Annotated in this window: 27 protein-coding genes and 1 pseudogene; 14 read left to right on the top strand and 14 right to left on the bottom strand. The window is 59.3% G+C overall.

Annotated features, from left to right (window positions below; translation table 11 throughout):
• The first annotated feature begins 32 nt into the window (after positions 1–32).
• The 4 genes from bluB to P2W41_RS08430 all read left to right on the top strand — a co-directional run bounded on the left by bluB (position 33) and on the right by P2W41_RS08430 (position 7,523).
• Entirely contained in the window at positions 33–746 is a 714-nt protein-coding gene (bluB, locus tag P2W41_RS08445) for a 5,6-dimethylbenzimidazole synthase (RefSeq protein ID WP_404934842.1), read from the top strand.
• A gap of 234 nt (positions 747–980) precedes the next feature.
• Positions 981–1,448, top strand: coding sequence for an NUDIX hydrolase (locus P2W41_RS08440; RefSeq protein ID WP_292896217.1), 468 nt, complete (start codon positions 981–983; stop codon positions 1,446–1,448).
• A gap of 115 nt (positions 1,449–1,563) precedes the next feature.
• On the top strand, positions 1,564–3,099 hold the full coding sequence (locus P2W41_RS08435) for an inorganic phosphate transporter (protein ID WP_292896219.1): 1,536 nt from the start codon (positions 1,564–1,566) through the stop codon (positions 3,097–3,099).
• A 677-nt stretch (positions 3,100–3,776) separates the two neighbouring features.
• On the top strand, positions 3,777–7,523 hold the full coding sequence (locus P2W41_RS08430) for a vitamin B12-dependent ribonucleotide reductase (RefSeq protein WP_292896221.1): 3,747 nt from the start codon (positions 3,777–3,779) through the stop codon (positions 7,521–7,523).
• Between the two features lie 35 nt (positions 7,524–7,558).
• Here P2W41_RS08430 and P2W41_RS08425 read toward each other — a convergent pair.
• The 4 genes and pseudogenes from P2W41_RS08425 to P2W41_RS08410 all read right to left on the bottom strand — a co-directional run bounded on the left by P2W41_RS08425 (position 7,559) and on the right by P2W41_RS08410 (position 9,613).
• Positions 7,559–7,855: pseudogene (locus tag P2W41_RS08425) on the bottom strand (GIY-YIG nuclease family protein).
• A gap of 79 nt (positions 7,856–7,934) precedes the next feature.
• The gene (locus tag P2W41_RS08420) at positions 7,935–8,222 is read right to left on the bottom strand and encodes a YciI family protein (protein WP_404934841.1); all 288 of its coding nucleotides are present in this window, start codon (positions 8,220–8,222) and stop codon (positions 7,935–7,937) included.
• A gap of 13 nt (positions 8,223–8,235) precedes the next feature.
• Positions 8,236–8,814, bottom strand: coding sequence for a TetR/AcrR family transcriptional regulator (locus P2W41_RS08415; protein WP_404934840.1), 579 nt, complete (start codon positions 8,812–8,814; stop codon positions 8,236–8,238).
• Positions 8,815–8,884: 70 nt separating this feature from the next.
• A complete protein-coding gene (locus P2W41_RS08410; RefSeq protein ID WP_404934839.1) occupies positions 8,885–9,613 on the bottom strand; it encodes a class I SAM-dependent methyltransferase in 729 nt (242 codons plus the stop codon).
• A 537-nt stretch (positions 9,614–10,150) separates the two neighbouring features.
• Between P2W41_RS08410 and P2W41_RS08405 the strand changes: the two genes are divergently transcribed.
• Complete coding sequence (locus tag P2W41_RS08405) at positions 10,151–10,747, top strand: thermonuclease family protein (RefSeq protein WP_292896231.1); 597 nt, start codon at positions 10,151–10,153, stop codon at positions 10,745–10,747.
• A gap of 23 nt (positions 10,748–10,770) precedes the next feature.
• On the opposite strand, the gene P2W41_RS08400 is transcribed toward P2W41_RS08405, so the two are convergent.
• Entirely contained in the window at positions 10,771–11,769 is a 999-nt protein-coding gene (locus P2W41_RS08400) for a GH25 family lysozyme (RefSeq protein WP_292896233.1), read from the bottom strand.
• A 503-nt stretch (positions 11,770–12,272) separates the two neighbouring features.
• Between P2W41_RS08400 and P2W41_RS08395 the strand changes: the two genes are divergently transcribed.
• Positions 12,273–12,935 (top strand): L,D-transpeptidase, encoded by a 663-nt coding sequence (locus P2W41_RS08395; RefSeq protein WP_404934950.1) that lies wholly within the window; start codon positions 12,273–12,275, stop codon positions 12,933–12,935.
• Positions 12,936–12,997: 62 nt separating this feature from the next.
• Here P2W41_RS08395 and P2W41_RS08390 read toward each other — a convergent pair whose 3' ends face one another.
• On the bottom strand, positions 12,998–13,924 hold the full coding sequence (locus P2W41_RS08390) for an alpha/beta fold hydrolase (RefSeq protein ID WP_404934838.1): 927 nt from the start codon (positions 13,922–13,924) through the stop codon (positions 12,998–13,000).
• A 149-nt stretch (positions 13,925–14,073) separates the two neighbouring features.
• Positions 14,074–15,123: an aldo/keto reductase gene (locus P2W41_RS08385; RefSeq protein ID WP_292896238.1), complete on the bottom strand. Its 1,050-nt coding sequence runs from the start codon at positions 15,121–15,123 to the stop codon at positions 14,074–14,076.
• 197 nt (positions 15,124–15,320) lie between these two features.
• Here P2W41_RS08385 and P2W41_RS08380 point away from each other — a divergent pair, with 197 nt between their 5' ends.
• Positions 15,321–16,106 carry an META domain-containing protein gene (locus tag P2W41_RS08380; protein ID WP_404934837.1) on the top strand — a complete coding sequence of 262 codons (786 nt, stop codon included), beginning with the start codon at positions 15,321–15,323 and terminating at the stop codon, positions 16,104–16,106.
• Between the two features lie 2 nt (positions 16,107–16,108).
• On the opposite strand, the gene P2W41_RS08375 is transcribed toward P2W41_RS08380, so the two are convergent.
• The 6 genes from P2W41_RS08375 to P2W41_RS08350 all read right to left on the bottom strand — a co-directional run bounded on the left by P2W41_RS08375 (position 16,109) and on the right by P2W41_RS08350 (position 20,125).
• Complete coding sequence (locus tag P2W41_RS08375; protein ID WP_404934949.1) at positions 16,109–17,683, bottom strand: trimethylamine methyltransferase family protein; 1,575 nt, start codon at positions 17,681–17,683, stop codon at positions 16,109–16,111.
• 193 nt (positions 17,684–17,876) lie between these two features.
• Positions 17,877–18,185, bottom strand: a complete 309-nt coding sequence (locus P2W41_RS08370) for a hypothetical protein (protein WP_404934836.1) — start codon at positions 18,183–18,185, stop codon at positions 17,877–17,879.
• An 85-nt stretch (positions 18,186–18,270) separates the two neighbouring features.
• Entirely contained in the window at positions 18,271–18,729 is a 459-nt protein-coding gene (locus P2W41_RS08365; RefSeq protein WP_292896244.1) for a hypothetical protein, read from the bottom strand.
• A gap of 109 nt (positions 18,730–18,838) precedes the next feature.
• Positions 18,839–19,267, bottom strand: coding sequence for a hypothetical protein (locus tag P2W41_RS08360; RefSeq protein ID WP_404934835.1), 429 nt, complete (start codon positions 19,265–19,267; stop codon positions 18,839–18,841).
• Positions 19,264–19,662: a hypothetical protein gene (locus P2W41_RS08355; RefSeq protein WP_404934834.1), complete on the bottom strand. Its 399-nt coding sequence runs from the start codon at positions 19,660–19,662 to the stop codon at positions 19,264–19,266. Before P2W41_RS08355 ends, P2W41_RS08360 begins: the two co-directional genes overlap by 4 nt.
• Positions 19,655–20,125 (bottom strand): hypothetical protein, encoded by a 471-nt coding sequence (locus P2W41_RS08350; protein ID WP_404934833.1) that lies wholly within the window; start codon positions 20,123–20,125, stop codon positions 19,655–19,657. The genes P2W41_RS08355 and P2W41_RS08350 overlap by 8 nt, the downstream gene beginning before the upstream one ends.
• A gap of 326 nt (positions 20,126–20,451) precedes the next feature.
• On the opposite strand from P2W41_RS08350, the gene P2W41_RS08345 reads away from it, so the two are divergent.
• Positions 20,452–21,150, top strand: coding sequence for a B12-binding domain-containing protein (locus tag P2W41_RS08345; RefSeq protein ID WP_292896250.1), 699 nt, complete (start codon positions 20,452–20,454; stop codon positions 21,148–21,150).
• A 30-nt stretch (positions 21,151–21,180) separates the two neighbouring features.
• On the opposite strand, the gene P2W41_RS08340 is transcribed toward P2W41_RS08345, so the two are convergent.
• Complete coding sequence (locus P2W41_RS08340) at positions 21,181–21,339, bottom strand: entericidin (RefSeq protein WP_292896252.1); 159 nt, start codon at positions 21,337–21,339, stop codon at positions 21,181–21,183.
• A gap of 49 nt (positions 21,340–21,388) precedes the next feature.
• On the opposite strand from P2W41_RS08340, the gene P2W41_RS08335 reads away from it, so the two are divergent.
• From P2W41_RS08335 to P2W41_RS08310, 6 genes are all read left to right on the top strand, one after another.
• Positions 21,389–22,021 carry a DUF1638 domain-containing protein gene (locus P2W41_RS08335; RefSeq protein ID WP_404934832.1) on the top strand — a complete coding sequence of 211 codons (633 nt, stop codon included), beginning with the start codon at positions 21,389–21,391 and terminating at the stop codon, positions 22,019–22,021.
• Between the two features lie 82 nt (positions 22,022–22,103).
• Positions 22,104–22,733, top strand: a complete 630-nt coding sequence (locus P2W41_RS08330; RefSeq protein WP_404934831.1) for a DUF4893 domain-containing protein — start codon at positions 22,104–22,106, stop codon at positions 22,731–22,733.
• 127 nt (positions 22,734–22,860) lie between these two features.
• Positions 22,861–23,493 carry an exopolysaccharide biosynthesis protein gene (locus P2W41_RS08325; RefSeq protein WP_292896258.1) on the top strand — a complete coding sequence of 211 codons (633 nt, stop codon included), beginning with the start codon at positions 22,861–22,863 and terminating at the stop codon, positions 23,491–23,493.
• A 113-nt stretch (positions 23,494–23,606) separates the two neighbouring features.
• The gene (locus tag P2W41_RS08320; protein ID WP_404934830.1) at positions 23,607–23,909 is read left to right on the top strand and encodes a virulence factor; all 303 of its coding nucleotides are present in this window, start codon (positions 23,607–23,609) and stop codon (positions 23,907–23,909) included.
• Positions 23,896–24,492 carry a methylenetetrahydrofolate reductase C-terminal domain-containing protein gene (locus P2W41_RS08315; RefSeq protein ID WP_404934829.1) on the top strand — a complete coding sequence of 199 codons (597 nt, stop codon included), beginning with the start codon at positions 23,896–23,898 and terminating at the stop codon, positions 24,490–24,492. The genes P2W41_RS08320 and P2W41_RS08315 overlap by 14 nt, the downstream gene beginning before the upstream one ends.
• Positions 24,489–25,601, top strand: coding sequence for a methylenetetrahydrofolate reductase (locus P2W41_RS08310; RefSeq protein WP_292896264.1), 1,113 nt, complete (start codon positions 24,489–24,491; stop codon positions 25,599–25,601). The genes P2W41_RS08315 and P2W41_RS08310 overlap by 4 nt, the downstream gene beginning before the upstream one ends.
• The last annotated feature ends 2 nt before the right edge of the window (positions 25,602–25,603 follow it).

Here is a 25,603-nt window from a genome sequence, read left to right as displayed (position 1 = left end):
TGCCTGGCTGGGCTGTCTGAAGGAAAGGTCCCATGTCGCGCCAAGAAGACAGCTCCGCCACTGTGGATGTTCTGACAGCAGGCGAGGCGTTCGATCCCGCTGATCGGGCGGCTGTTTATCGCGCCATCGCGACGCGACGCGACGTGCGCGGCGAATTTCTTCCTGATCCGATCTGTGAAGATGCGCTTTCTCGCATTCTTGCGGCCGCCCATCAGGCCCCATCCGTCGGCCTCTCTCAGCCCTGGGATTTCATCCTGGTACGCGACAGGAAAACACGCGCTCGGGTGGCCGAAATCTTTGCCGAGGCGAATGAGGAAGCCGCAGGCCGTTTTCCCGCCGAGAGGCAGGCTCAATACCGTTCTCTCAAATTGCAGGGGATCCTGTCTGCGCCCCTGAACATCTGCGTCACAAGTGATCCCACGCGGGGCGGTCCCGTTGTTCTGGGTGCCACCCACATGGCCGACACCGATCTTTTCAGCACGGTGTGTGCCATTCAAAACCTTTGGCTGGCGGCACGCGCCGAAGGAATTGGTGTCGGCTGGGTCAGCATACTGCACGAAAACCGTGTTAAAGCGGTGCTCGGCATACCCGCGCATCTACGGCTGGTGGGCTATCTTTGTGTCGGACACGTGCGTGGTTTTCATGACCGGCCCGAACTCGAAAAGCGCGGCTGGCGAGAGCGGGATGATCTTGCAATGCATGTCCATAATGAGAGATGGACCGCAACGGGAGCCGGCATACGGTAACGGTTCGACATGCGACCAAAACGCCAAACCCTTGATTTTTGTCACGAATTCACTATGTCTGCCGACAGACCTTCTGCGTTCCACGATTCGAGCGCACAAGCGGTTCAGCGGTTTGATCCGCTCAGCGCGTAAATTAAGCGTAGAAACAGTTACTTGTAGAAAAGAGACGAATCCCGGCGCAATGTGTTCGGGCAAAGGAGAAGTACGATTTTCACTCACGGCACACGTCTGCGGTTGACCGAAACGGTCCGGCGTCTGTTCGGCGGCAATCCCCGCCGTGTGCAGGCTGCGGCCCTGCCGTGGCGCGTGACTGCAGACGGCAACGGCATCGAGATCATGCTTGTGACAAGTCGTGGTACTGGTCGTTGGGTCTTGCCCAAGGGGTGGCCGGAGGGTTCAGAAACACTTGCCATGGCAGCCCAGCGTGAAGCGCGGGAGGAAGCCGGGGTACGTGGCTGCGCCAGTGAAAATGAAATCGGACGCTTCTACTACCACAAGCTTGACGGCACCGGCGTCGAATGGCCCTGCGAGGTCGCTGTCATCCCGCTCGAAGTCACGGAAGAGCGTTCCAAATGGCCGGAGCGCAAGCAGCGAACCCGCCAATGGTTCACACCGCAGGACGCAGCCACCGCTGTCCAGGAGCCGGACCTGGGTGAGCTTCTTGTCCGGTTCGCGCACAATCCACGGGAAATCGCGGCCTGAGCCCCCTTTTTTGCCATCAACTCTTGCCGTAAGGAACATAGTTTCCTAACCGGTGGCGGAGTTCTTCGCCGAACGCTCGGCCCGCGGCGTCGCATTGGCAGAAACTGGAAAACGCATGAGCGAAACCGCCACCAATCCGCGCAAACAGACCCTCGACAAGGACCTGGACAAACTGGTTCACGTAGAGGAAGCCACGACAACCGTCGCGCGCGGACTGGTCGCACCGGGTCTTGGCCTGCTTTTTCTGGCACTCACCGCCATTTTCGCCGCCACCTACACCTTCGGAGAACCGCGCGCGGTCATAATCATTGCTGCGGCTGCCATCGGCGCATACATGGCGCTGAACATCGGCGCCAATGATGTTGCCAACAATGTTGGCCCCGCTGTCGGTGCCAAGGCCATGACTCTCGGCGGCGCCTTGCTTATTGCTGCCGTGTTCGAAAGCGCCGGCGCCCTTATTGCCGGCGGCGATGTCGTTGACACAATTTCAAAAGGCATCATCGACCCGGCCGCGGTCGGAACACCCGAGGCGTTTGTTCGGGCCATGATGGCCGCTCTCATCTCTTCGGCACTTTGGATCAACCTTGCCACCTGGATCGGCGCTCCGGTTTCGACCACGCATTCGGTTGTAGGCGGTGTCATGGGCGCTGGTATCGCGGCTGCAGGTTTTTCTTCGGTCGACTGGTCGACAATGATGCAGATCGCCGCGAGCTGGGTGGTCTCTCCCGTGGTCGGCGGCGTTATCGCCGCCCTGTTCCTCGCCTTCATCAAAACCGCCATCATTTATCAGGACGACAAGATTTCGGCGGCGCGGCGCTGGTTGCCGCTACTGATTGCCATCATGGCCGGAGCTTTCGCCGCCTACCTCACTCTCAAAGGGCTGAAGAAGGTTTTTCCCGTCAGCGGCATGGGTGCCGGCGTCATCGGGCTTGCCTTCTTCGCGGTCACCTGGTTCCTGGCCCATCTGTTCGTACATGCCCAGTCTGAAGGTCTCGAGAACCGCAACCAGTCTCTGCGCAGCCTCTTCAAGGTTCCCCTGGTCATCTCCGCCGCCCTCCTCTCGTTTGCCCATGGCGCGAACGACGTTGCAAATGCTGTCGGTCCCCTTGCCGCCATTGTTTTCACGGTTCACGAAAGCTCCGTAAACACCACCGTCACCATCCCCCTGTGGGTGATGATCATCGGCGCCGCCGGCATTTCGATCGGCCTTGTCCTTTTCGGGCCCAAACTCATTCGCATGGTGGGCGAGCAAATTACGAAGCTCAATCCGATGCGGGCGTTCTGCGTCGCCCTGTCGGCCGCCATCACCGTTATCATCGCCTCCGGTCTCGGCCTGCCCATCAGTTCCACTCACACTGCCGTTGGCGCGGTGTTCGGCGTCGGCTTTTTCCGTGAGTGGTACACGGCCCATTCCAAGCGCCGCCGTGCCTATCTCGAACGCAAGGGCGTTCGTCTCAAAGCAGACAATGGCACCAGCTATGACGACGATCTGGAAATCGAGTTGCAAAAAACATCTCGCGAGGAGATCGCTCGGCGCAAACTCGTGCGCCGTGCCCATGTCCGCACCATCGTTGCTGCATGGGTGACAACGGTTCCGGCCGCAGCGCTACTTTCAGCCGGCATTTTCCTGGTGCTGGACTTCATCAGCTGACATCAGCATTTTTCTTCCGACGGATCGGCTCACGGCTTCCCCGCTGCCCGAACCCGGCGCACCCGTCCGCAATGCAGCGGGAACGGTGGGTTTCGCAAACCGCAACAGCGGCTGAGTGACTTCCCCATTATTCACACATGTGACACACAACATCTTGCGGTCATAAATGATCCAAACTCGACTCCTTGACGTCCGGGTACGAGTCGCTTTTTATGGGTTTCGCGCCTGCGTTCGTAAGGTGCGATTGGTCGGCGAGAAATCCGGTCGATTTTCCAATTTTGTATTGAGTTTCCGAGACCTGCCCGAACAGCTTTTGGGCGGAACGGTGTCGTTTGCGCCGTGGAAAAATGCAAGCGGGGGTGCAGGTTCCGATCTGGTATAAAGAAGCTGTTAACACTATATTTAGTGTCTTCAGATATTCTACGCACCAGATAATGTGAATGTTATGTGACGTTAGCGTTGCATCGGCGTCAGGTTGGGGGCGGTTTCGCTCAGGGTGAGACAACGCTTTGATTGGGTCATCTTCCCGGCCCGTTAAGAAGCACCAACCTTCGATCAAGGAGAGTCATCCGCTGCGGTGGATGGCAGTCGGCGGACACAGCGTCTGCACGGTAAAAATGTGATGAGGCATTGGCCGTTGCAGGCACTATATTTGGATTAGGGGCAAAGAGGACAAAATGCGCATCGAACGCCGGTTCACAAGGCAGGGCCAGAGCCCATACGCGGAGATTTCCTTCCGCAAGGCCACGAGCGAAATCAAGAACCCGGATGGCTCCGTTGTCTTCCGGCTGGAGAATATCGACGTTCCGGCGCAGTTCTCCCAGGTGGCCAGCGACATTCTGGCCCAGAAATATTTCCGCAAGGCCGGCGTGCCCGCGCGCCTGAAAAAGGTTGAGGAGAACGATGTTCCCTCCTTCCTTTGGCGTTCGGTGGCCGACGAGGAAGCCCTGAAGGGTCTCCCTGAAGAAGAGCGCTATGGTTCTGAAACCAGCGCCGCTCAGGTCTTCAATCGTCTTGCGGGCACCTGGACCTACTGGGGCTGGAAGGGCGGCTATTTCGATGGTGAGGAAGACGCCCAGACCTTCATGGACGAGCTGTGCTACATGCTCGCCACCCAGCGCGTTGCCCCCAACTCCCCGCAGTGGTTCAACACTGGCCTGCACTGGGCCTATGGCATCGATGGCCCCGGCCAGGGCCACTATTATGTCGACCCCTTCACCGGCAAGCTGACAAAGTCCAAATCGGCATACGAGCACCCGCAGCCCCACGCCTGCTTCATCCAGTCCGTTGGCGACGATCTGGTGAATGAAGGCGGCATCATGGATCTGTGGGTCCGCGAGGCGCGCCTGTTCAAATATGGTTCGGGCACCGGCTCCAACTTCTCGCATCTCAGAGGCGAAGGTGAAAAGCTGTCCGGCGGCGGCAAGTCTTCGGGCCTCATGTCCTTCCTCAAGATCGGCGACCGTGCCGCCGGCGCCATCAAGTCGGGCGGCACCACGCGTCGCGCGGCCAAGATGGTGGTGGTCGATGTCGACCATCCCGATATTGAATCCTATATCGACTGGAAGGTGAAGGAAGAGCAGAAGGTTGCGGCCCTCGTCACCGGTTCCAAGATCGCCAGGAAACATCTCGACGCCATCATGAAGGCCTGCATCAATTGCGAAGGCGCCAATGATGATTGCTTTGACCCGTCCAAGAACCCGGCGCTGAAGCGCGAGATCAAGGCCGCCAAGCGCAATGCCGTGCCGGAGAACTACATCCAGCGCGTCATCCAGTTTGCGCGCCAGGGCTATACCGATCTCGGCTTCAAGACCTATGACACGGATTGGGATTCGGAAGCCTACCTCACCGTTTCCGGCCAGAACTCAAACAATTCCGTTTCCTTGAAGGACGACTTCCTGCGCGCTGTCGAGGCTGATGGCGAGTGGAACCTGATCAATCGCATCGACGGCAAGGTCGCCAAGACCGTGAAGGCCCGCGACCTGTGGGAGAAGATCGGTTATGCCGCATGGGCATCGGCTGATCCGGGCCTGCACTACAACACCACCATGAATGACTGGCACACCTCGCCGGCCGCGGGTCCGATCCGCGCCTCGAATCCGTGCTCGGAATACATGTTCCTTGACGACACGGCCTGCAATCTCGCCTCGATGAACCTCCTGCAATATCGCAACAAGGACGGTTCCATCGACATCGCGGCCTATGAGCACACGGTGCGCCTGTGGACCATGGTGCTGGAAATCTCAGTGATGATGGCCCAGTTCCCGTCCAGGGAGATTGCAAAGCTTTCCTACGAATACCGCACGCTCGGTCTCGGTTACGCCAACATTGGTGGCCTTCTGATGACCTCCGGCATCCCCTATGATTCGCCTGAAGGCCGCGCCATCTGCGGTGCGCTAACCGCTATCATGACCGGTGTGGCCTATGCCACGTCTGCCGAAATGGCCGGCGAGCTCGGCCCCTTCCCCGATTATGAGCGCAATGCCCAGAGCATGCTGCGCGTCATTCGCAACCATCGCCGCGCCGCCCATGGCGAGAGCGACGGTTATGAGGGCCTTTCCGTCAATCCGGTGCCCCTCAAGGCGGAAGAATGCCCGCATGCCGATCTGATCGAGCATGCCCGCGCCGCCTGGGACCGCGCATTGGAGCTCGGCGAGAAGCACGGCTACCGCAATGCGCAGGCCACCGTCATCGCGCCCACCGGCACGATCGGGCTCGTCATGGATTGCGACACGACCGGCATTGAGCCCGACTTCGCGTTGGTGAAATTCAAGAAGCTGGCCGGTGGCGGCTACTTCAAGATCATCAACCGCGCTGTGCCGGAGGCGCTCCGTACGCTCGGCTATTCCGAGGCCCAGATCGCCGAGATCGAGGCCTATGCCGTCGGCCATGGCAATTTCGACCAGGCGCCTTCCATCAACCCGACGAGCCTCAAGGCCAAGGGTTTCGACGACGAGAAGATCGCCGCCGTCAATGCCGCGCTCAAATCGGCCTTCGACATCAAGTTCGCTTTCAACAAGTGGACGCTCGGTGAGGATTTCTGCCGGGAAAAGCTCGGCTTCACCGATGAGCAGCTTGACGATTTCTCCTTCGACATGCTGGCCGCCCTCGGCTTCTCGAAGAAGGAGATCGAGGCCGCCAACATCCACATTTGTGGTGCCATGACGCTTGAAGGCGCTCCGCATCTGAAGGATGAGCACCTGCCCGTCTTCGACTGCGCCAATCCCTGCGGCAAGATCGGCAAGCGCTATCTCTCGGTCGAGAGCCACATCCGCATGATGGCCGCTGCCCAGCCCTTCATCTCGGGCGCCATCTCCAAGACCATCAACATGCCCAATGAGGCGACGGTTGAGGACTGCAAAGCGGCCTATCTCCTTTCCTGGAAGCTGGCGCTCAAGGCCAATGCGCTTTACCGCGATGGTTCCAAGCTCTCGCAGCCGCTCAATTCCTCGCTCATCGCCGACGATGAAGAGGATGCCGACGATCTGGTCGAGGAACTGGCCGCAGCGCCGACAGCTGCCCAGGCCGCGACGATCTCGGAAAAGATCATCGAGCGCGTGGTCGAGAAAGTGGTGCGCGAGCGCGAGAAGCTGCCCAACCGCCGCAAGGGCTATACCCAGAAGGCTGTGATCGGCGGGCACAAAGTCTACCTGCGCACCGGCGAATTCGACGATGGCCGCCTCGGCGAGATCTTCATTGACATGCACAAGGAAGGCGCTGCCTTCCGCGCAATGATGAACAATTTCGCCATCGCCATCTCGCTCGGTCTGCAATATGGCGTGCCGCTCGACGAATATGTGGAGGCCTTCACCTTCACCAAGTTCGAGCCGGCCGGTATGGTCATCGGCAATGATGCCATCAAGAACGCCACGTCGATCCTCGACTATGTGTTCCGCGAACTGGCCGTTTCCTATCTCGACCGGTCCGACCTTGCCCATGTGGACACGTCCGACTTCACCAATACCGCGCTTGGCCGCGGCATCAATGAAGGCAAGGCCCTGCCCTATTCAAAGGGCCTGACCCGCGGCGCACCGCTCAAGGTTGTCTCCGGCAAGTCCGGCGAACCAAAGGGCTCCTCCGGCAGCACGGTGCGTGCTGTTTCCTCCGGTGCGACAGTGCATGCGCTGAAGCCGGCGGTTGCCGGCCTCCAGGAAGAGGCCACGGCTTTCCGCCGCGACTATGAGGAACGAGCGAAGGAACTGGCCGAAGAGGTGGCGCAGGAAGGTGATATCAACGACGTCTTCACCGAAGCCGCTGCAACCGAGGCCGCCGACGCCAAGAAGGTCGAGACCCACCGCCGTCAGCAGGCGATCATGCAGGGTTACACAGGCAATATGTGCTCGGAATGCCAGAACTTCACCATGGTGAGGAACGGCACCTGCGAGAAATGCGACACCTGCGGCGCGACGAGCGGGTGTAGCTGAGGCTTTCACTCTTTGACGATTAAAACCCGCGCTGCTCAGGCGCGGGTTTTTTCTTGGGCAGTGCTTTGACCGTCAACACTTCGAAGGCCGTTATGGCATGGATCGATCTTCCATTGTCGCGACCAGCGCTTTAGCGATCTCTTCCGCTGAATGGTGTCACGAACATCAAAATGCTCCTAATACCAGACAAGCCGCGTTACCGCTTAGCGGCGCGTAAAACCAGCGCCCTTCCCGTCCTTGTGCTCGACAATCCGGCGTCCAAGATCGTTCGTCACGCCGATATATATCGTGCCGCGCTTCTGGCTGGCGAGCATATAGACGTAACCGGTCATAGCCTGAAGCTTGGCGCCAGGAACCTGTCCGGCCAATCGACCGTCAAAGCCGCCCTGCGCTCGCAAGGAGAGCCCGCCGCTACCCAGCCATCGTAAACTCCAGCGCCGGCACCGTGCGCTTCGGGTCGATCTCATAGGTCTCCACGCTCACCACGCCATGCTCCACGAAGGGATCGGCGGCAATGCGTGCATCATGGGCTTCACGGCTCTCCCCATGGGCAATCACCGCTCCGCCGCCCAACTCCAGAGAGCCGACACTCAGGAAAACACCATCGGCAAACCCCTTGGCGATCCATTCATTGTGGCCAGCCATGAATTCCCCAACGGCGCTTCGGTTCTCGGCAAACTTCAAAAGAGTAACAAACATGCAAATCCAGTCCCTATTGTGAAAGTGAAACAATCCGGTCGTCGAGCCAGCAGATAATGTCCGCCACTTCCCGGCGGATGAACGCTTCATCCTTGAAAGCCGTGGCGAGCGAAGCCACCCCCTGCGACCAGGCCAGCACATGCAGCGCCCATGCCCGCGCCGTCTCATCTGCGCCCAGCGCCCTGAACTGCTTTTCAAGCCAACGCGCAAACAGGCCGAAAATCTCCGCCGCCCGTTCCCTGTGGACATGATCGAGCTTGGCAAGCTCGGCGCAGAGCGTGCCAACCGGGCATCCATAGGCCATGATCGGAGCACGGTTGGCGATCAGAAGCTCGATAAAGGCGACGATCCGCTCGCGCGGTTCCGGAGCCTGCGATTCCCATCCATCCAGCATTGCCGAGGTGCGCTGAAGCCGCCGGTCAATGACAGCATCCAGAATCTCGTCCTTGGTCTTGAAATAATAGTAGAAATTACCCCGCGAGATGCCGATATCGGCGGCGATATCCGCAAATGACGTCGCCTCGAACCCGCCCCGATAGAACAGATCATCAGCGATTTCGACAATCTGCTCACGGGTGGAAACGGCAGCCATGAAGACCTCATTGCGAATGATCTACGTCATTAGGACAATTGTCCAAATCATGCAAGCCACCGCCACTCCCTCACCGCTGCGCCGAAACCAGAAGCATCATCGGCCGCTCCAGTTCTTCGGCCAGTTCCGGCATCTGCGCAATCTGCGCCTCGGTCGGTGCGAACTCCCTGATTTCGCGCAGCGCAAATCCGGCTCCGATCAGCGCGTTCAGCGTCGTCGCCATCGTGCGGTGATATTTGACCACGCCCTTGGCGAACCAGTCGGTCCGCCGCTCCCCCTCAAGCGCATAGCAATTGACCGGCCAGGTCTTGTGCCCGTCTTCGTCCGGCAGCCAGCGCGGCCGCATGGCCGCCATGAAAACCGGATGTTCGATGGTGAACACGAAATGCGCGCCTGGTGTCAGCGCTCCGTGGATCGTCCGCACCAGCCGATCGAAATCACGGATGTAATGAAAGGTCAGCGCGCTGAACGCGAAGTCGAATCCCCCTTCCGCCAGGTCCAGCGTCTCCAGATCCGCAATCCGATAGTCGATTGCCGCATCGTCGGTATCGGCGCGCGCCCGCGCAATCATGTTCTGCGAAATGTCGAGCCCGAGAACGCTCTGCGCCCCCGCCTCGCGCAGATAGCGCGATACCCAGCCGAAGCCGCATCCGAGGTCAACAGCCCGACGCCCCTTTACATCAGGCAGCATGGCCGCAATGGTTGGCCATTCCGGCGCGCCCGCCAGTCCGTGTACCTGCCGTGGAAGCTGGCTGTAGCCTTTGAAAAAATCGGAATTGTCGTAAATGTTCTGCGCCATTGATGGTCTCCATTTTTCAAAAATGGACAGGGCACAGATTTACGCACAAAACCCCGTCCGCGTCGCGGCGAGGTTGCCGGAGTGTGATCCGCGTCTATCTCTCAGCGTGGTTCAGGCTCCGGCATCTCGCCCTGGAAGATGCCGGTCGGCCGGGAAACGATATGAGTGTCCTGCTCGATCATGTCCTTTCCTATCCTTCTCCCTACCAGCACTGTCAAGAGATGCGATCCGGACAGCGGCCCATTCATGCCTTTCCGCTCACACGCCTCGCAACGCAGCTCCCCCCTGACTCAGCAGATTCACTCAGCCGATTCACTCAGCCGACGCGGAATTTGGATCAGGCATCCATACAGCCTCTGGCATACCTTGGTCGACAGGCTGTCCTCACCCTCACGCGTTCACGACAGCGCAAAACTCGGCGCCTGTAAATCGGGAGGGCAAGCCCGACGCAGGACAGGACACATTCGTTAAAATTCGCGTATCCACCAAAACCCTGTCTTCATTCAACCCTGCTCCACTGTCCTCGGGGAGCAGGAAATGGCACGCTATTTCGATCTTTCTTCCAGATCAGGCAGAAGCGGCAGCGCCCGGCGCGCCGCTCCAGGACACGCGAGCAGGCGCAAGAGATGGCACCGGAGCTCACTCCAGGCGCTTAAGGACGGCTTCGGGCTCATCACACTCGCCCTTGTCGCCGGCTGGGCGGCAGCGCATTATTCCATCATCCCCACCGACACAATCTCAGGCCTCTTTGGCACCCCGCAATCGCAGAACCAGCCACATATTATGCGGTACTTCCCGATCTGTGGAAGCGGCAAGCGGGTAAACTGCATCGTGGATGGCGACACGCTCTATGTGAATGGCGAGAAGATCAGGGTGACAGGCTTCAACACGCCAGAACTGTTCTCGCCCGAATGCGCATACGAGAAGAAACTGGCCCGCCGCGCGCAGCGCCGTTTTCAGCAACTGGTCAATTCAGGTCCGTTCGATCTGCGGCGCACGAGCATGCGCGACGAAGACGTTTACGGCCGCAAGCTCAGAAGCCTCTACCGGGACGGCAAGCCGATCGGCGATCAGCTCATTGCCGAGGGCCTTGCCCATCGCTGGCGCGGTTTCAGGGAATCCTGGTGTTCCTGACGGAACGCCCTTTTGCCAGGGGATCAGCCGGCCACCTTGCCAAGCCAGCGCCACCAGGCGCTTTCGTCTCCGTGGAAGACGTTGAGGTCGATCCTGCCGTTCACGCCCTGGCTCAAGCCCGATCCTGAGTACTGCCAAAACACCCAGTCACGTCCCGGATAGACTTTTGAGGGATGCTCGGCCACGGCGCGCAGCCAGAACGGGTGGTTCGGAAACGCCCCCTTCAGATTGTCCTCGTAGAAATCGGGCGCGGTATAAATGATTGGCCGCTGCCCATAATGACGCTCGAGCCGATCCAGAAAAACCTGCATTTTTTCAATGACTTCCGCGCGCGATGGCTTCCACTTGCAGCTTGACTGGTGGTTCCATTCCACGTCCAGAACCGGCGGCAGCGCGCCTTTCACTTTCGGAACGTTGCGTATGAACCATTCCGCCTGGTCGGAGGCCCTGCGGCACCAGAAAAAGAAATGATAGGCGCCACGTCGAATGCCGGCCTTGGCTGCGCCATTCCAGTTTTTCTTGAACATCGGGTCGATATGGTCGACCCCGTCCGTCGCCTTGATATAGGCGAAATTGGCGCCACGCTCACGCAGCCTCTCCCAGTCGATGTCGCCCTGCCAGCGCGAAACATCGACACCGTGCACCGCGTGATGCTTTGGAGTGATCTTCCCGAAGTTGATGGGATGCGCATCGCCGAACTGGCTTCGATAGACCTTGCCGCGTGCAACGCTCTTGGGGCGCAGCGTCGGTTTTGGCGGCGTGATCATGGCCACCTGCTCAAGTGCGGGTGTCGAGACTCGGTCGGGCTCGGCAATGGCCGTCATGCCCGCCTCGCTCATATGACTGGCCTCGCTTTCAGCGATTGTGGCGTCCGGCAGTCCCACATCCGGCCTCACAATCGAGCTCGTAACCTCGCGTGAGGGCGGATCGATCTTGAGCGCGGCGTCAATGCTGGGTCCGCCAGTGCAGCCGGTCAGCACAAGCGTCAAAAGGACAGGTCGAAGGAATGCAGGAACACGCATAGACGATCTGCAGGAGTTCGAGGAATTTGGAAGCCCGGTGCCCGTTCCACCGGTTGAAAGGGCATTGTTATTGCAAACTTACCAATAAAGTTTGAATCGAGCTGTTAACCACGTTGTAAGGATGAAAAGGCGTGCGGCCCGTGTTTGCTTCCGGTAACCGGCAAATCGCGCCGCACCCGGTCCGTGTCACGCCAGTGCAATGGGCCCCTGAGAGCCGCGAACGGTATCGGGCCAGCCCTCACGAGACGCAGACTGTGGGAAAAATGCCGCACTGCATGGGCGGATTTCGGCTCACGGACGCTATTCGCGCGACATTCGGGCACAGGTCCGGTCTTTGCCACAATTTTTCGAGAACCGCATGCCAAGCGCCACCCAACGCTTCCACGCATCCGCGCCAAAGAAGCGAGCCACACCACATGAAATCCGGAATCCCATACGTAAGGAGAGTGTCCTTGTTCCACATCAATGTTGCACGCGCAGCCCCACGCGTTGCGCGGCTCGTCATGTTGCTGCTCCTGCCTGCATTCGCTGCCGCCTGCACCACCACAGGCCGCAGCACCATCCCCGCGGCAGACGTCCCCGGTCCCATGCTCTCCTACTATCAGGAGATGTACCGCGAGATCGATGACAACGGCATCGTCATTCCGGCAATCGATGTCACCAGGATGGATCGCAAATATCTGCGCCAGATGGTCGATTACCCGACCAGCGAGCCGGTGGGCACGATTGTTGTCGATCCCGAAAACCGCTTCCTCTACCTGGTGATGGAGAACGGAAAAGCCATGCGCTACGGCATCGGCGTTGCCAAGGCGGGGCTCGAATATGAGGGCGACGGCATCATTGGCCGGAAGGCCGAGTGGCCCAACTGGGCCCCGACTCTTGCAATGATCAACCGCGAACCGGAACGCTATCGCCCGCTTGCAGCCGGCATGCAGGGCGGGATCGACAATCCACTCGGCGCGCGCGCGCTCTATCTATACAAGGAGGGAAAGGACACGCTCTATCGCATCCACGGCACCACGGAGCCCTGGTCGATCGGCAGGTCGGTGTCTTCAGGCTGCATACGCTTGCTGAACCACGATATTATCGATCTCTACAAACGCGTCCCGCGCGGTGCCCGCATGGTAGTGCTTGGCAGCGGACAACCTGGCCCTGACATGGTCTGACCCACAAGCATGAATACCCTTGCCGGCTCTCGACCGGCAAGGGACGTTCTCCCGCAAAGCGCCTATTTGCGCATCAGGTCATCCGCTGTCCACGGCGCATTGACCTGGTCATCGTTCAGGAACGGCAACACGGTTTCGGCCAGCCTGGGCGAGACACCAATGTCGTAGTGCGTAAGATTCGGCAGGATCGCCAGGCGGTTCTGAGACATGTTCTCACGCTGCCAGCCAGCATCCTTCAGCCCGCCACCGAGCAATTGGTAAAATGCCACAATATGCTCAGACCGATACATATCCGAATCCCCGAACACCAGCATCACAGGCATGCCCAATGTCTTCACATCCTCGGCGAAATTATAGGGCTTGCGCATGAAGGCGCCCATGCGGTCGAGCAGGTTCGGGAAGAGAGAGGGATCCGGCGCCACGGCGGCATAGGACTGATACATGGGCGTATCCTTCATCATCTCGGCCATGCCGGCCCCCACCTGAGCCTGCATCGGGAGCATTTCCGGATAGAAGCCGTCCTGCGCAAAACCCGTCGAGACAAGCGCTATGCGCCGCACCTTCTCCGGGTGCTGCACGGCAAGACGCAGCACGACGCCGCCACCCATGGAATAGCCCATGGCATCCACGCGGTCATAACCCAGTTGATCGAGAATAGAGGCCATATCATCGCCCATGGCCTCCAGGCTGATCGGACGATCACCGAGTTCACTGCGCCCATGCCCCTGCATGTCGACGGCAATGACCTCCCGTTCAGCCGCCAGCATGGACAACACCGGCCCGAACATCTCGATCAGTCCCAGCCCGCCATGCATGACGAGGAGCGGCTCCCCCTCCCCGTGAACCTGATAGTGATATCGAATGCCGCCAGCTTCCACCTCTCCGCTCCTGAGCGGTTTGGATATCCCCGCTTCCGCGCGCGCAGGCGTGCCAGCGAGTGATGTGAGGAAAAGAGCCGTACAAGCGGCAGCAAAGGCAGTTTTGAACATCGCGCTCTCCTGTCAAATCGGCCGTCGCTGCGACGCACCGTCATTGCGATGTCCGAAGGACGCAAACGGCCAGGCCGATCCGACAAGGAGACGCGTTTTTTTTGTGATGGGAAGGGCGATACCGCTGACAGGCATCGCCCGCAGCCTTCTCAGGGGCTCGGATTACCGATCCGCTGATGCAGATCGTCAACTGCCGTCTGCATCTCGTCTGTCCAGCGCACCTCAAGCGCATCGAGCGCCTCTTCGAGATGAGCCATCGTGGTCGCACCAATGATGTTGGAGGTCATGAAGGGCCGCGAGTTGACAAACGCATGCGCGAAGGTAGCCGGCGCTAGCCCGAATTCCCGCGCCATGACGTTGTAGGCTTTTGCAGCCTCCGGCCCACCCGGCTTTTCATACCGTTGAAGACGATCAAACAGAACCTTGCGCGACCCTTCCGGCATCGCGCCATCATCGTATTTCCCCGTCAGATAGCCCTGGGCCAGCGGCGAATAGGCAAGCAGGCCAATCTCTTCACGCTGACAGGTCTCCGCAAGGTTCACTTCAAAAGTGCGGTTCATGAGATTGTAGGCGTTCTGCAGGGAGACGACCCGGGGCCCAACACCTTTGTCGGCCTCGGCTATGAAGCGCATGACACCCCAGGAACTCTCATTGGAAAGACCGAAGTGACGAATTTTTCCAGCTTTCACCAGATCATCGAACACCGCCAGCGTTTCCGCAATGGGCGTTTCATCAGCCAGCGGCTCCGACATCGCCGTGACGCGTGTCGGGTTGGAGCCAAATGGATTTTCACGGTCTGGCCAGTGAATCTGGTAAAGGTCAATATAGTCCGTCTGCAGCCGGGCAAGCGATTTTTCGATGGCATCCATAATGTCGGCGCGCACCAGCTTCGATGGCCTGTTGCCCCGGAACCATTCATTGGCCGTGCGGCCGATCACCTTGGACGCTATGATGACCTGATCGCGATTACCCCGCGCTTTCATCCAGGTTCCGACAATGCGTTCCGTACGTCCCTGCGTCTCCGCCTTCGGCGGGATCGGGTATAGTTCGGCCATATCGAGAAAATTGACGCCGCGCTCCACCGCGCGGTCCATCTGCTGGTGGCCTTCCGCCTCGGTGTTCTGCTCGCCATAAGTCATGGTGCCCAGGCAAATCTGAGAAACAAGGAGGTCGCTGCGTCCAAGACGGCGCTTTTCCATCAAAACTCTCCGGGTGCTGAAAACAGGCGCGAACGCGCCAATCGACACATCATAAGCCGGTTGCCGTGACACGCAAGCTCTCATGAGTTGATGGCACGACACCAACCGATGCGCCATAAAATGGTACAGGATTGTTCATACAACCGGTGTTTTCAGATCGATCAGGGCGGGTCGACTAGGACAGATTGAGGACAACCATGTTCGTTTCATGCCGCACCTTACTCAAAAGCATTGCCCTTGCTGCCAGTGTTGTCACCGGCACAGATGCGCTGGCCCAGGAAGCGGAGAAGGATATGCTGACCATTTCCGGTGAACTCACTTATCTCGTGCGCATGGCGTTGCCGTCGGACAGTATGGCAATTGTTGAACTCCGTGATGCCATGGCCTCCGAGGATGTACCTCCTGTCGCGGAAACAAAAATCGCACTCAACGGAAAACAGGTGCCTATCCCCTTTAGCCTCTCGGTCCAAAAAGCCCGGTTTCAGCCAGAAGAAACGTACCAACTCTACGGCGCCATTCATGATGGCCAAAAGCTGCGCTGGACCTCGGGAGCGATCCTGATGGATCCCGAACAGTCAGAAATCGATCTCGGCACATTGTTGCTCGTGCCTGTCGGGACCGTACCACGCCTCATCCCTGTCGCCATGGACGCAATCATCGATATCGTGTGGATCGTAGAGGATATCGATAGCCGCGGCATCATCGACAGCTCGCGCGTATCGCTCAGCTTTGCCGGAAACGGCCGCGTCAGCGGCCGTGCCTCCTGCAACAGCTACTCGGCAAGCTGGACCGAGGAGAACGGCAAACTGGCGGTGGGTCCGGCTGCCACCACCAGAATGGCATGTGCGGAATCATTGATGGACCAGGAGCAACAATTCCTCTCCATCCTGCGCGACCTGAAATTCTACGCCACCACGCCAGAGGGCGCACTCGTACTCCAGACGATCGACGGTCGAAAGCTTCGCGCGTTTCCCGAAGGCTGATTTCAGGCAAAAGCGTCGGGCATCGATTCTTTTCGCCGGGCTATAAAATCAAGAAGCCCCTCTTCTATGCCCGGATCGAGTGGCGGGGCCTGATACGTGTCGAGCCAGCTCCGGGCGAGCTGGTTGGCGCGTTGCGCAGCAGTCTTCTCACCCTCTCCCGCCCATTGCTCGTAGGAATTGTTGTCGGCAATGGACGAGCGGTAGAACGCGGTCTGGAAATTGGCCTGCGTGTGGGCACAGCCCAGATAATGGCTTCCAGGTCCCACTTCGCGGATCGCGTCCATCGCCTGACCGTTCTCCGACATGTCCAGCGGCTCGCACAGGCGCTGTTGCATGCCGAGCTGATCGACATCCATCATGAATTTCTCATAGGAGGACACCAGCCCGCCCTCCAGCCATCCGGCAGCGTGGAGCACGAAATTGGTTCCCGCGAGAACGGTCGAGTTCAGTGTATTCGCGCTTTCATAGGCCGCCTGGGCATCGGGAATCTTGGAGCCCGTGAGCGAACCACCGGTCCGGAAGGGAAGCCCCAGACGTCGCGCAAGTTGCGCAGCCCCGTAGGAAACCAGCGACGGTTCCGGCGTACCGAATGTGGGCGCGCCCGACTGCATGGAAATGGATGAAGCGAACGTGCCGAAAAGAACCGGCGCACCCGGACGAACCAGCTGTGTGAACGCTGCACCTGCCAGAACTTCAGCCAGAACCTGCGTCAACGTGCCGATGACCGTCACCGGGCTCATGGCCCCGGCGAGAATGAACGGTGTGACAATGCACGCCTGGTTGGCCCGCGCGTAAACCTTCGCCGCGCCCAGCATGGTTTCGTCGAAAACCATGGGTGAGTTGGCGTTGATCAGATTGATGACCACTGCGTTCTGATCGACAAAATCCTCGCCAAACAGGATCTTCGCCATGGCGACCGTGTCTTCGGCGCGGTCTGGCGCCGTGACAGAGCCCATGAAGGGTTTGTCGGAATAGCGCATATGCGCAAACACCATGTCGAGATGGCGTTTGTTGACCGGCACATCCACAGGCTCGCACACGGTGCCGCCTGAATGATGGATCGATGGAGCCATGTAGGCGAGCTTCACGAAATTACGGAAATCCTCGATGGTCGCATAGCGTCGCATGCCGTCGAGATCCCGCACGAAGGGTGGACCGTAAACCGGCGCGAAGACCGTAGCGTTGCCTCCAATCTCGACCGATCGTTCCGGGTTGCGCGCGTGCTGCGTGAAAGCGGGGGGTGCCGTCTTCAGAAGCCCCCGGCACAATCCCCTGGGAAAGTGCACCCGGTCGCCTCTCACATCCGCCCCCGCCTGCTTCCAGAGAGATAGGGCCTCCGGATCGTCCCGAAACTCTATGCCAATCTCCTCGAGGATCGTATCTGCGTTCGCCTCCACGAGCGAGAGCGCTTCCTCATCGAGCACCTCATACGGGGGGAGCGACCGGCGAATATACGTGAGCTGTTGTCCTGGCCCTCCGCCGGCGCGTGCCGCCCGGCGGGCTGCTGCGCCACCGCGTTCGCCGCGTCCAGAGCGGCTCCGGCGCGGCAGATCCTGCGTTCCCTCGTCACCAGCCATCATCGTCATCGCGCAAACTCCACGCCAGGATCATCATGTGACTCACTCTGAGAGCCTAGCGTTTGCAGCCGCAATCTCCGTTCCGCGAGCGGCAGATGGTGTCGCAACTGGTGCGCGGAAGGGATCAGCACCGAAGCCGAAGTGTATAGCGAGCCGGCGCCTCATTCAGGAAGGCAGGACCAGCCGAACCCGGTCATTGGCGATAGGCAATGAATTTTCCGCAGATCTGCGCTTTCATTCCCACGCCCTTGCCGGGAAAAGGAGCACTCTCGGTGCAAATTCGCACGCGACGTTCACGCGCTCCGTTGAAGTTCACCACAACCAGCACCGATCGTGAAGCACCGGCACCGAGTGAGAAGTCCGGGGGCGATATGCGTGCGTCGATCGGCCTGAAATCCGCATCATATGCGCGAATGCTCACATCTATGCGATGTTTGTAGGGGTTGCGTGGCTGAACCCGCACGGCAAAACTGTCAGTGAAGCTGCGGATTTCTCCTCGCATGGGCGACATGGATTGCGACAAGGCCGGAGCTGTTCCGCACCAAGTCGCAATCAGAACTGCCAAAAACGGCCTGTACATGGTGCCTCTACTCACAGGTCACTGTGACAAAGGCTTTATACTCGCCTTTCTGAAAGATCGCATTGTTGGCTACCGCACGCAGATCGACCGAGACACTGCTCGCCCCCACTTCCAGTGGCGTCGTGGTCGAGCCAGCCACTTTCGGAGTGGTTGTCGCCCCCGTCGAACTATAGGTTGTAGTAAACGTGACCCCGCCCGTACCGACCGGTGCTGATAAAAAGGCTTCAGGCGTATCCAGCGACGTCTGAAACCCTGGACCTGTCGTATAGATCGTGGCCACACCCGCCCGACCACCTGCAGCCGCAGAATCCAGAACATCCAGGCCATCCCGGACGAGCAGACCATCGGACTGCAGCTCGATGGTGCAGCTCTCCTCAAGATTGGCACTAAAAGGAATATCCAGCTGCGTTCCGTACGAGGAGACGGTACCCATAAACAATAGTGCGCAGGAAAGAACATACTTCATAACAAAACCCTAGGTTGAAAATCAAGGGCGCCATGTAGTAGCAGAATATCACTCCGTCAACCAAAAACAGAGCATGCAAAGTAACTGTTATGAAAGTGAACAGGCGCGGTTAGCGCCTGCCCTTGTTGGACCACGCAGCGTCGCTTGCCCAGTTTCCGTCGGGGTTGGAGCGCATGCGCGGATCAAGTCCCTGCCGCATGAGTTCAACCTCAAGTTCCAGACGCTGCAATTCAAGCTGATAGAGCTTGTCGCAATCCAGCCGCCGGGGTTTTTGCCCCAGGGGCACAACCAGCCGCCCATAGGCGGAGATGCGCTGTGAGCTGTTATCTCCAATGACGCCCGAGTCCAGATAAGCACCGGAATTCGCCATGGACGCACGGCAGGTGGTCCCGTCCGCCGCCCTGATCTCGTCAAAGCCGTTGGGCATCACAACCCCCGGCAGCGTAACACCGGTCTGGTTCTGATTGACGATATACTGGTCGCTGTCCCCGTACACGGTGGATGCGCTCAGAAACAGGAGCGCTAAGGCCCCTGTCAATCGATACGATAAGCTATGAAACGTCCGCATACTTGAGCCTTAATGTTGGTGCCGCGGCCAGGAAACGGCACGCTTTCGGCACAGATCCTGACACGTCTGACCCGCTGGTCGTTGAACCCTATCGAGACAAGGACAGCGCGCGATGCTTTTCCTCCGACCATTGTCTCTGCAGGAGAAACCCGCGCGGCGACTGGCCGAAAGTCCTGATCGTAGACTTTCACCGCCATGCGAATTCTGTGCGGATAGGGATTGTATGGAAAAACCCGCACCGAGAACGTGTCGTCGAAACTCGATATCTTGCCGCGCATCGGCGTCATCGACTGCGCTGCGCTTATGCCGCAGCCAGCCGCGAAAACCGCGGCCAGCACGACATGTTTCCAGACGTGACTATTCACAGGTCAGCGTCACCTCGGCCGTGTAGTTTCCAGCAGGAAAAACACCGACCGACTTTGTAGCGGACAGGTCGACATCGACATTGGTCAAGCCAAGCCCGAGCGGAGACGTCACCGAGCCCACCACATCGAGAAGCGTGGTAACCCCTGATGCGCTGTAATGGCTGGCGAACGTCACATCGTCATCGCCGCCAGCAGGCGCAAGAAAAAAGGACGATGGCGCGGAAGTCGAAAGGTTGTACCCTGCTCCCGTGGTCACAACGGTAGCCGTACCTGAAACACCTCCCGCTTCGGTCGATGAAAGGACGTTCATTGCGACATTGGTGCTCAGGACACCTGGCGTTCCTACGGTAATCAGACATGTTGAAATGACGTTGCCGTTGAAAATGACCTTGTCGGTAACGGCGGCAGCGGGCGCGGTAAAAATGGCGGTAAGCAAAACTGCAGATAGAGAGGTTCTGAACATGACCCTGCTCCTTACAAACAAGCAGACAAGCCCCCTCTTGCAGAATGGATGAAACCGCACTCCGCTTAACATTCCACTAATATTCAACCTTAGATTTATAATTCATAATAATACAACCATATCCTCCCCGACCTTCTTTGCAGGAGCGGGCCTGTGGTATGCCGTCGCTTTCCTGACGGCTCAAGTCGCAAATCAGCTATATATTCAGCAGTTTCGCACCGTATTCTGGTGGCATCGCGCAATCGCGGCCAAACCGTGAGCGCGGCCAACCATGAGCGCGGCTCAAAGTTCAGCACCCGCGCGACATGACCAGCAGGAGGCAGAGCATGTCCGGCGACGAAATCATCCTCTCGGAGCTTCCCGACGACGAACTCGTGCAGCAGATGCACGACGATCTTTATGACGGGCTCAGGGAGGAGATCGAGGAAGGAACGCACATTCTTCTGAGCCGCGGCTGGCAACCCTATGAAGTGCTTACGGATGCTCTGGTTGAGGGCATGCGGATCGTCGGTGAGGATTTCCGCGATGGAATTCTGTTCGTCCCTGAGGTCCTCCTTTCAGCCAATGCGATGAAGGCCGGCATGGCCATCCTGCGTCCGCTTCTTGCCGAGACCGGCGCCCCAAAACAGGGCAAGATGGTAATCGGCACAGTGAAGGGAGATATCCACGACATTGGCAAGAACCTGGTGGGGATGATGATGGAAGGCGCCGGGTTCGACGTGATTGACATCGGCATCAACAACCCGGTTGAGAACTACCTCAGTGCAATCGAGGAGCATCAGCCCGATATTGTCGGCATGTCAGCACTGCTGACGACCACCATGCCCTATATGAAGGTTGTGATCGACACGATGAAGGAAAAAGGCATACGGGAAAACTACATTGTCCTCGTCGGCGGCGCGCCGCTCAACGAAGAGTTCGGCAAGGCTGTGGGCGCTGACGCCTATTGCCGCGACGCGGCGGTAACCGTCGAAATGGCCAAGGAACTGATCAAGCGCAAGCACAACGTGTCGGCCGGCGCCTGATCCTGGCCAGGCTCGCCAAGCGGCGAAGCGTTAGTATGTGGAGCGCGATATGTCGCGTCCCGCGCTCTGGGTCGCATCGACCGCGCTGGCGGCATCCTTGCCGACCCCGCGAATTGTGTTGGCACAGCCAGCAGCGGATCCGGCGACGAGAATGAGAATGGCCAGCCGGGAAAGAACAGACAATTTCATGATTTGTCTCCATCGCAGATAGACCGCCCGAACAAACGGGACAGTTACAATGCAGGAACGCACGAAACCGCAAAAAGTTCTCGGCCCCGAAAAGGTTCTCGTCATTGCCTGTGGCATGATCGCGCGGGAGGTTCTGGCGGTGCGGGACATCCTTGGCTTCACGCATCTGGAGCTGACCTGCCTTCCCGCCGAATTCCACTATCGCCCCAGCCGCATCGCCCCCGCGATGGATGCGGCAATCACAAAGGCCCGGGCCGACGGCTATCGCAATGTCTTCGTTGGATACGCGGATTGCGGCACCGGCGGAGCGCTTGACCGTGTTTGTGAGAAACATGGTGTCTCGCGCATCGACGGCCCGCACTGCTTCGCATTTTACCAAGGGCTCTCGGCCTTCGAAGGCATTGCCGAAGACGATATGCTTTCCTTTTACATGACCGACTTTCTGTGTCGCCAGTTCGACGCCTTCTTCATGAAACCACTCGGTCTCGATCGGCATCCCGAATTGATCGAGGACTTTTTCGGCAACTATGAAAAGCTCGTCTACCTCGCGCAAACAGATGATCCACGGCTCGAATGCGTCGCACAGAACGCAGCACAGCTTCTCGGGCTGACATATGAAAAACGCAGAACGGGCTATGGCGACTTGGCAGGTGCGCTCGCTTCTGCGGCACAAAGCGCTTGATGTGTCGCGCGCGGTGCCATCAAATGGTTACATTGGCGATGCACTGCCCGAGGATACTGTGCGATTTTCAGGAGAGATTTTCATGCATCGCATTTTCCTCCCCCTTCTGGCGCTTGGCCTGAGCACGTTCCCGGTAACCGCACAGTCGCTGGTTCAGGAAAAGCTCGACATGGAACGGGCAGGCTTCGAAAAGGACACAGTGATGCAGCAGATCACCTACCGTGATGCTGCGCGTCTCGATGCCTATGAACGGATCCGCGCCGATGCCTTGAAGCAGGCCAGAACCAGCCCGACAGCAACTGATATTGCGCTTTTGGAAGAGATCGATCAGCGGGAGCAGCGGACCTTCGAGGGGTTCGACCTGTCAGGCGATTGGGAGTGCCGCACCATAAAGGCCGGTGGTCTGGTTCCGCTCGTGGTCTATGACTGGTTCCGTTGCAGGGTCAGTGACGATGGAGCCGGCTGGGCGCTTGAAAAACTGACCGGGTCGCAGCGCACCAGGGGACGATTTTTCACGCACAGCGATACCCGGCTGATCTATCTCGGCAGCTATTTCGTGTCGTCCGACCGCCCACCTTCCTACGGCGCAGGCCGCGCCAGCGATCAGGTAGCCTATGTTTTCCGCGACCGCGAGGATGGCTGGCGCATGGAATTTCCTGCTCCGGAGCGAGAAGCAGAGCTCGATATTCTCGAGTTCCGCCAGGCCCGATAAGCTTTAACCAGCCGAACGATGCTTGCGGCTTCTGTCATGAAGGCTTAACGGCATCCAGACAAAACTGTACGTCATCCTGGTCGGGATTCGAACGGCTGGCTGCAAGAGTGGAATGAAGGCGGAGGGAATGGATTTGGATATGGTGTCGGGCGCACCGCCGGCTCACCTTCCGCCGCGCCGGCTATCGCGCATTTTTCGCGACCTCGCCAAGCACGCTGAAGACAGGGTCACCATCGGCGAAATCCGCCAGGCGCTCGGCGACCGCAGCTTCGCCACCCTTCTCGTGTTTTTTGCCAGCCTCAACCTCCTGCCCTTCCCCCCCGGCAGCACCCTCGTGCTTGGGCCGCCGCTGGTCCTGGTCGCCCTGCAGATGGTGATGGGCAATCGCACCGTCTGGCTGCCGCGGTTCCTGCTAAACAAGGCGATCGGCGCCGACAAATTTCGCCACATGAGCGAACGGCTCATCCCGCGCCTGATCTGGCTGGAGCGCCTGATCAAGCCCCGCTATTGGCCGTTTGCACGCGATCACGCCGACAGGATCATCGGCCTTGCCGCACTGATCCTGTCGATTGCCGTGACACTCCCTATTCCACTCGGCAACTGGTTTCCCGCCTTCTCCTGCGCGCTGATCGGGCTCGCCCTTTCCGAGCGCGATGGCGTCCTTCTCGGTATTGCCATTACATGTGGCGTCCTCTCCCTCATGGTGATTGCCGGGGTGGTGGTCGGTGCCAGCATGATGGCCGGTGCGGTGATGCACTAACCCGCCGCTACTCTTTCCTTTCACGTCGCATTTGAATGCACGCGCGTCGCCTTGCAGCAAGCGGGCGCGCGGCAATGCGGCAATTCTGAAAATCAAGGAAGGAACAGGCGCCTATGGCCCAGCTGATCATTGTATATTGGCGCGACATCCCCGCTCAGGTGATTGTCAGAAAGGGGCGTCAGGCTGCCAAACGCGAACTGCCCCCGCGCTTTGCCGAGGCCATCGACATGTGCGCCATGCGCGTCGGGGCCCGGGACACGGATGCCTATCTGGCCGAGTGGCGGCGCGGGGAACCGGTCACCGTCAGCGATGATCTGGATACCGAGGCAGACCAGGCACTGCGGGCGATCGACAGTGATTTTGACAGGGATCGCCTTCTGGCGCTGGTCAAGGCAGGTGGCCATGCCGATCGATAGCGCCACAAAGCAAACGTCCATCACCCAGGCAACATTGGTAAAAAAGGCGCGTGAGAATCTCGCCTACAGACCAGCCGATGTTTCACCACAGCGCCGCGTCCAGCGACGCTACACCATGCGGCGTTGGTCGGTGCGCCATGCGCGCTTTCTTGAATGGGTCTACGCCCGCTTTTCGCATTTCTTTCTTCTGCTTCACCCGTTCTGGAACGCCGTGGGCTATGCACGCGCTGAAACGCCGGTGAAATTCGTTGAGCGCCATTTGAAGGGATTGATGTTCGATTGCCGCATGTGCGGCCAGTGCATCCTGTCATCCACCGGCATGTCATGCCCCATGAACTGCCCCAAGCAATTGCGCAACGGCCCCTGCGGGGGGGTGCGGAGCAACGGGAACTGCGAGGTGGAACCTGAGATGCCATGCGTCTGGGTGAAGGCATGGGAAGGCGCCCAGGCCATGCGCGGCGGCGAAGCGATTTTCCACGTACAGCACCCTGTCGATCAGTCCTTGAGAGAAAGCTCTGCCTGGTTGAGGATCACGGCACAAGCGGCGCGCGCTCGGGAAACCGGACGGAGCGATGCTGCATGATGTCCCGCCCGCCGCAGATCGACGAAAACCCGGATGGCGTCGACCTGCCGCTGGAGCCCCTGCCCGGCCATTCTTCGCGTGGCCGACTGGAACGCGTGCTTCGGCGTGGTGAATTCGCGGTGACGGCAGAACTAAACCCACCCGACAGCGCCAATGCGCAGGATGTCTATGAGCGGGCGGCAATCTTCGACGGATGGGTCGATGGCATCAATGCCGTGGATGCCTCCGGTGCCAATTGCCACATGTCCTCCATGGGCATCTGCGCACTGCTCACCCGCATGGGCTACGCCACGATCATGCAGATCGCATGTCGCGACAGGAACCGCATCGCCATACAGGGCGACGTTTTGGGAGCCGCCGCCATGGGCGTCGGCAATATCATGTGCCTGACGGGCGATGGCGTGCAGGCAGGCGACCAGCCGGGAGCAAAACCCGTTTTCGACCTCGACTGCATGTCGCTTCTGGAGACCGTGCGGACCATGCGCGATGAGGAAAAGTTTCTTTCCGGTCGCACCCTCACAACGCCACCCGCCGTTTTTCTCGGCGCGGCCATCAACCCGTTTGCCCCGCCGTTCGACTTTCGGCCGCACCGGCTTGCCAAGAAGATCGCTGCCGGGGCGCAGTTCGTGCAGAGCCAGTATTGCTACGACGTTCCGATGCTGAAGAACTACATGAAGCGGGTACGCGATATGGGGCTCGACGAGAAATGCTTCATTCTGGTCGGTGTCGGTCCGCTCGCCTCGGCGAAAACCGCCCGCTGGATCCGCTCGAACGTTCCAGGCGTCCACATTCCCGACGCGGTGATCGCGCGGCTTGAAGGTGCGCAAAAGCAGAAGGAAGAAGGCAAGCGCCTGTGCATCGACATCATCAACGAGGTGAAGGAGATCACGGGCGTTTCCGGCATTCACGTCATGGCCTACCGGCAAGAGGAATTCGTCGCGGAGATCGTGCACGATTCCGGGGTCCTGAAAGGCCGCAAACCATGGCAGCGTGAGCCGGGCCTCGACGATGCGATGGTGGCCGAGCGGCTCGATCACATTCTGCACGACAGTCCGAGCGAAACACCCGTCGACATGGTGAAGGATGCAAGCGAGGCGTCCGGCGAATGACA

Source organism: Nitratireductor sp. L15S-10 (assembly GCF_045011005.1).
GTDB lineage: Bacteria > Pseudomonadota > Alphaproteobacteria > Rhizobiales > Rhizobiaceae > Nitratireductor.
This window is presented reverse-complemented; position numbering and strand designations above follow the sequence as displayed.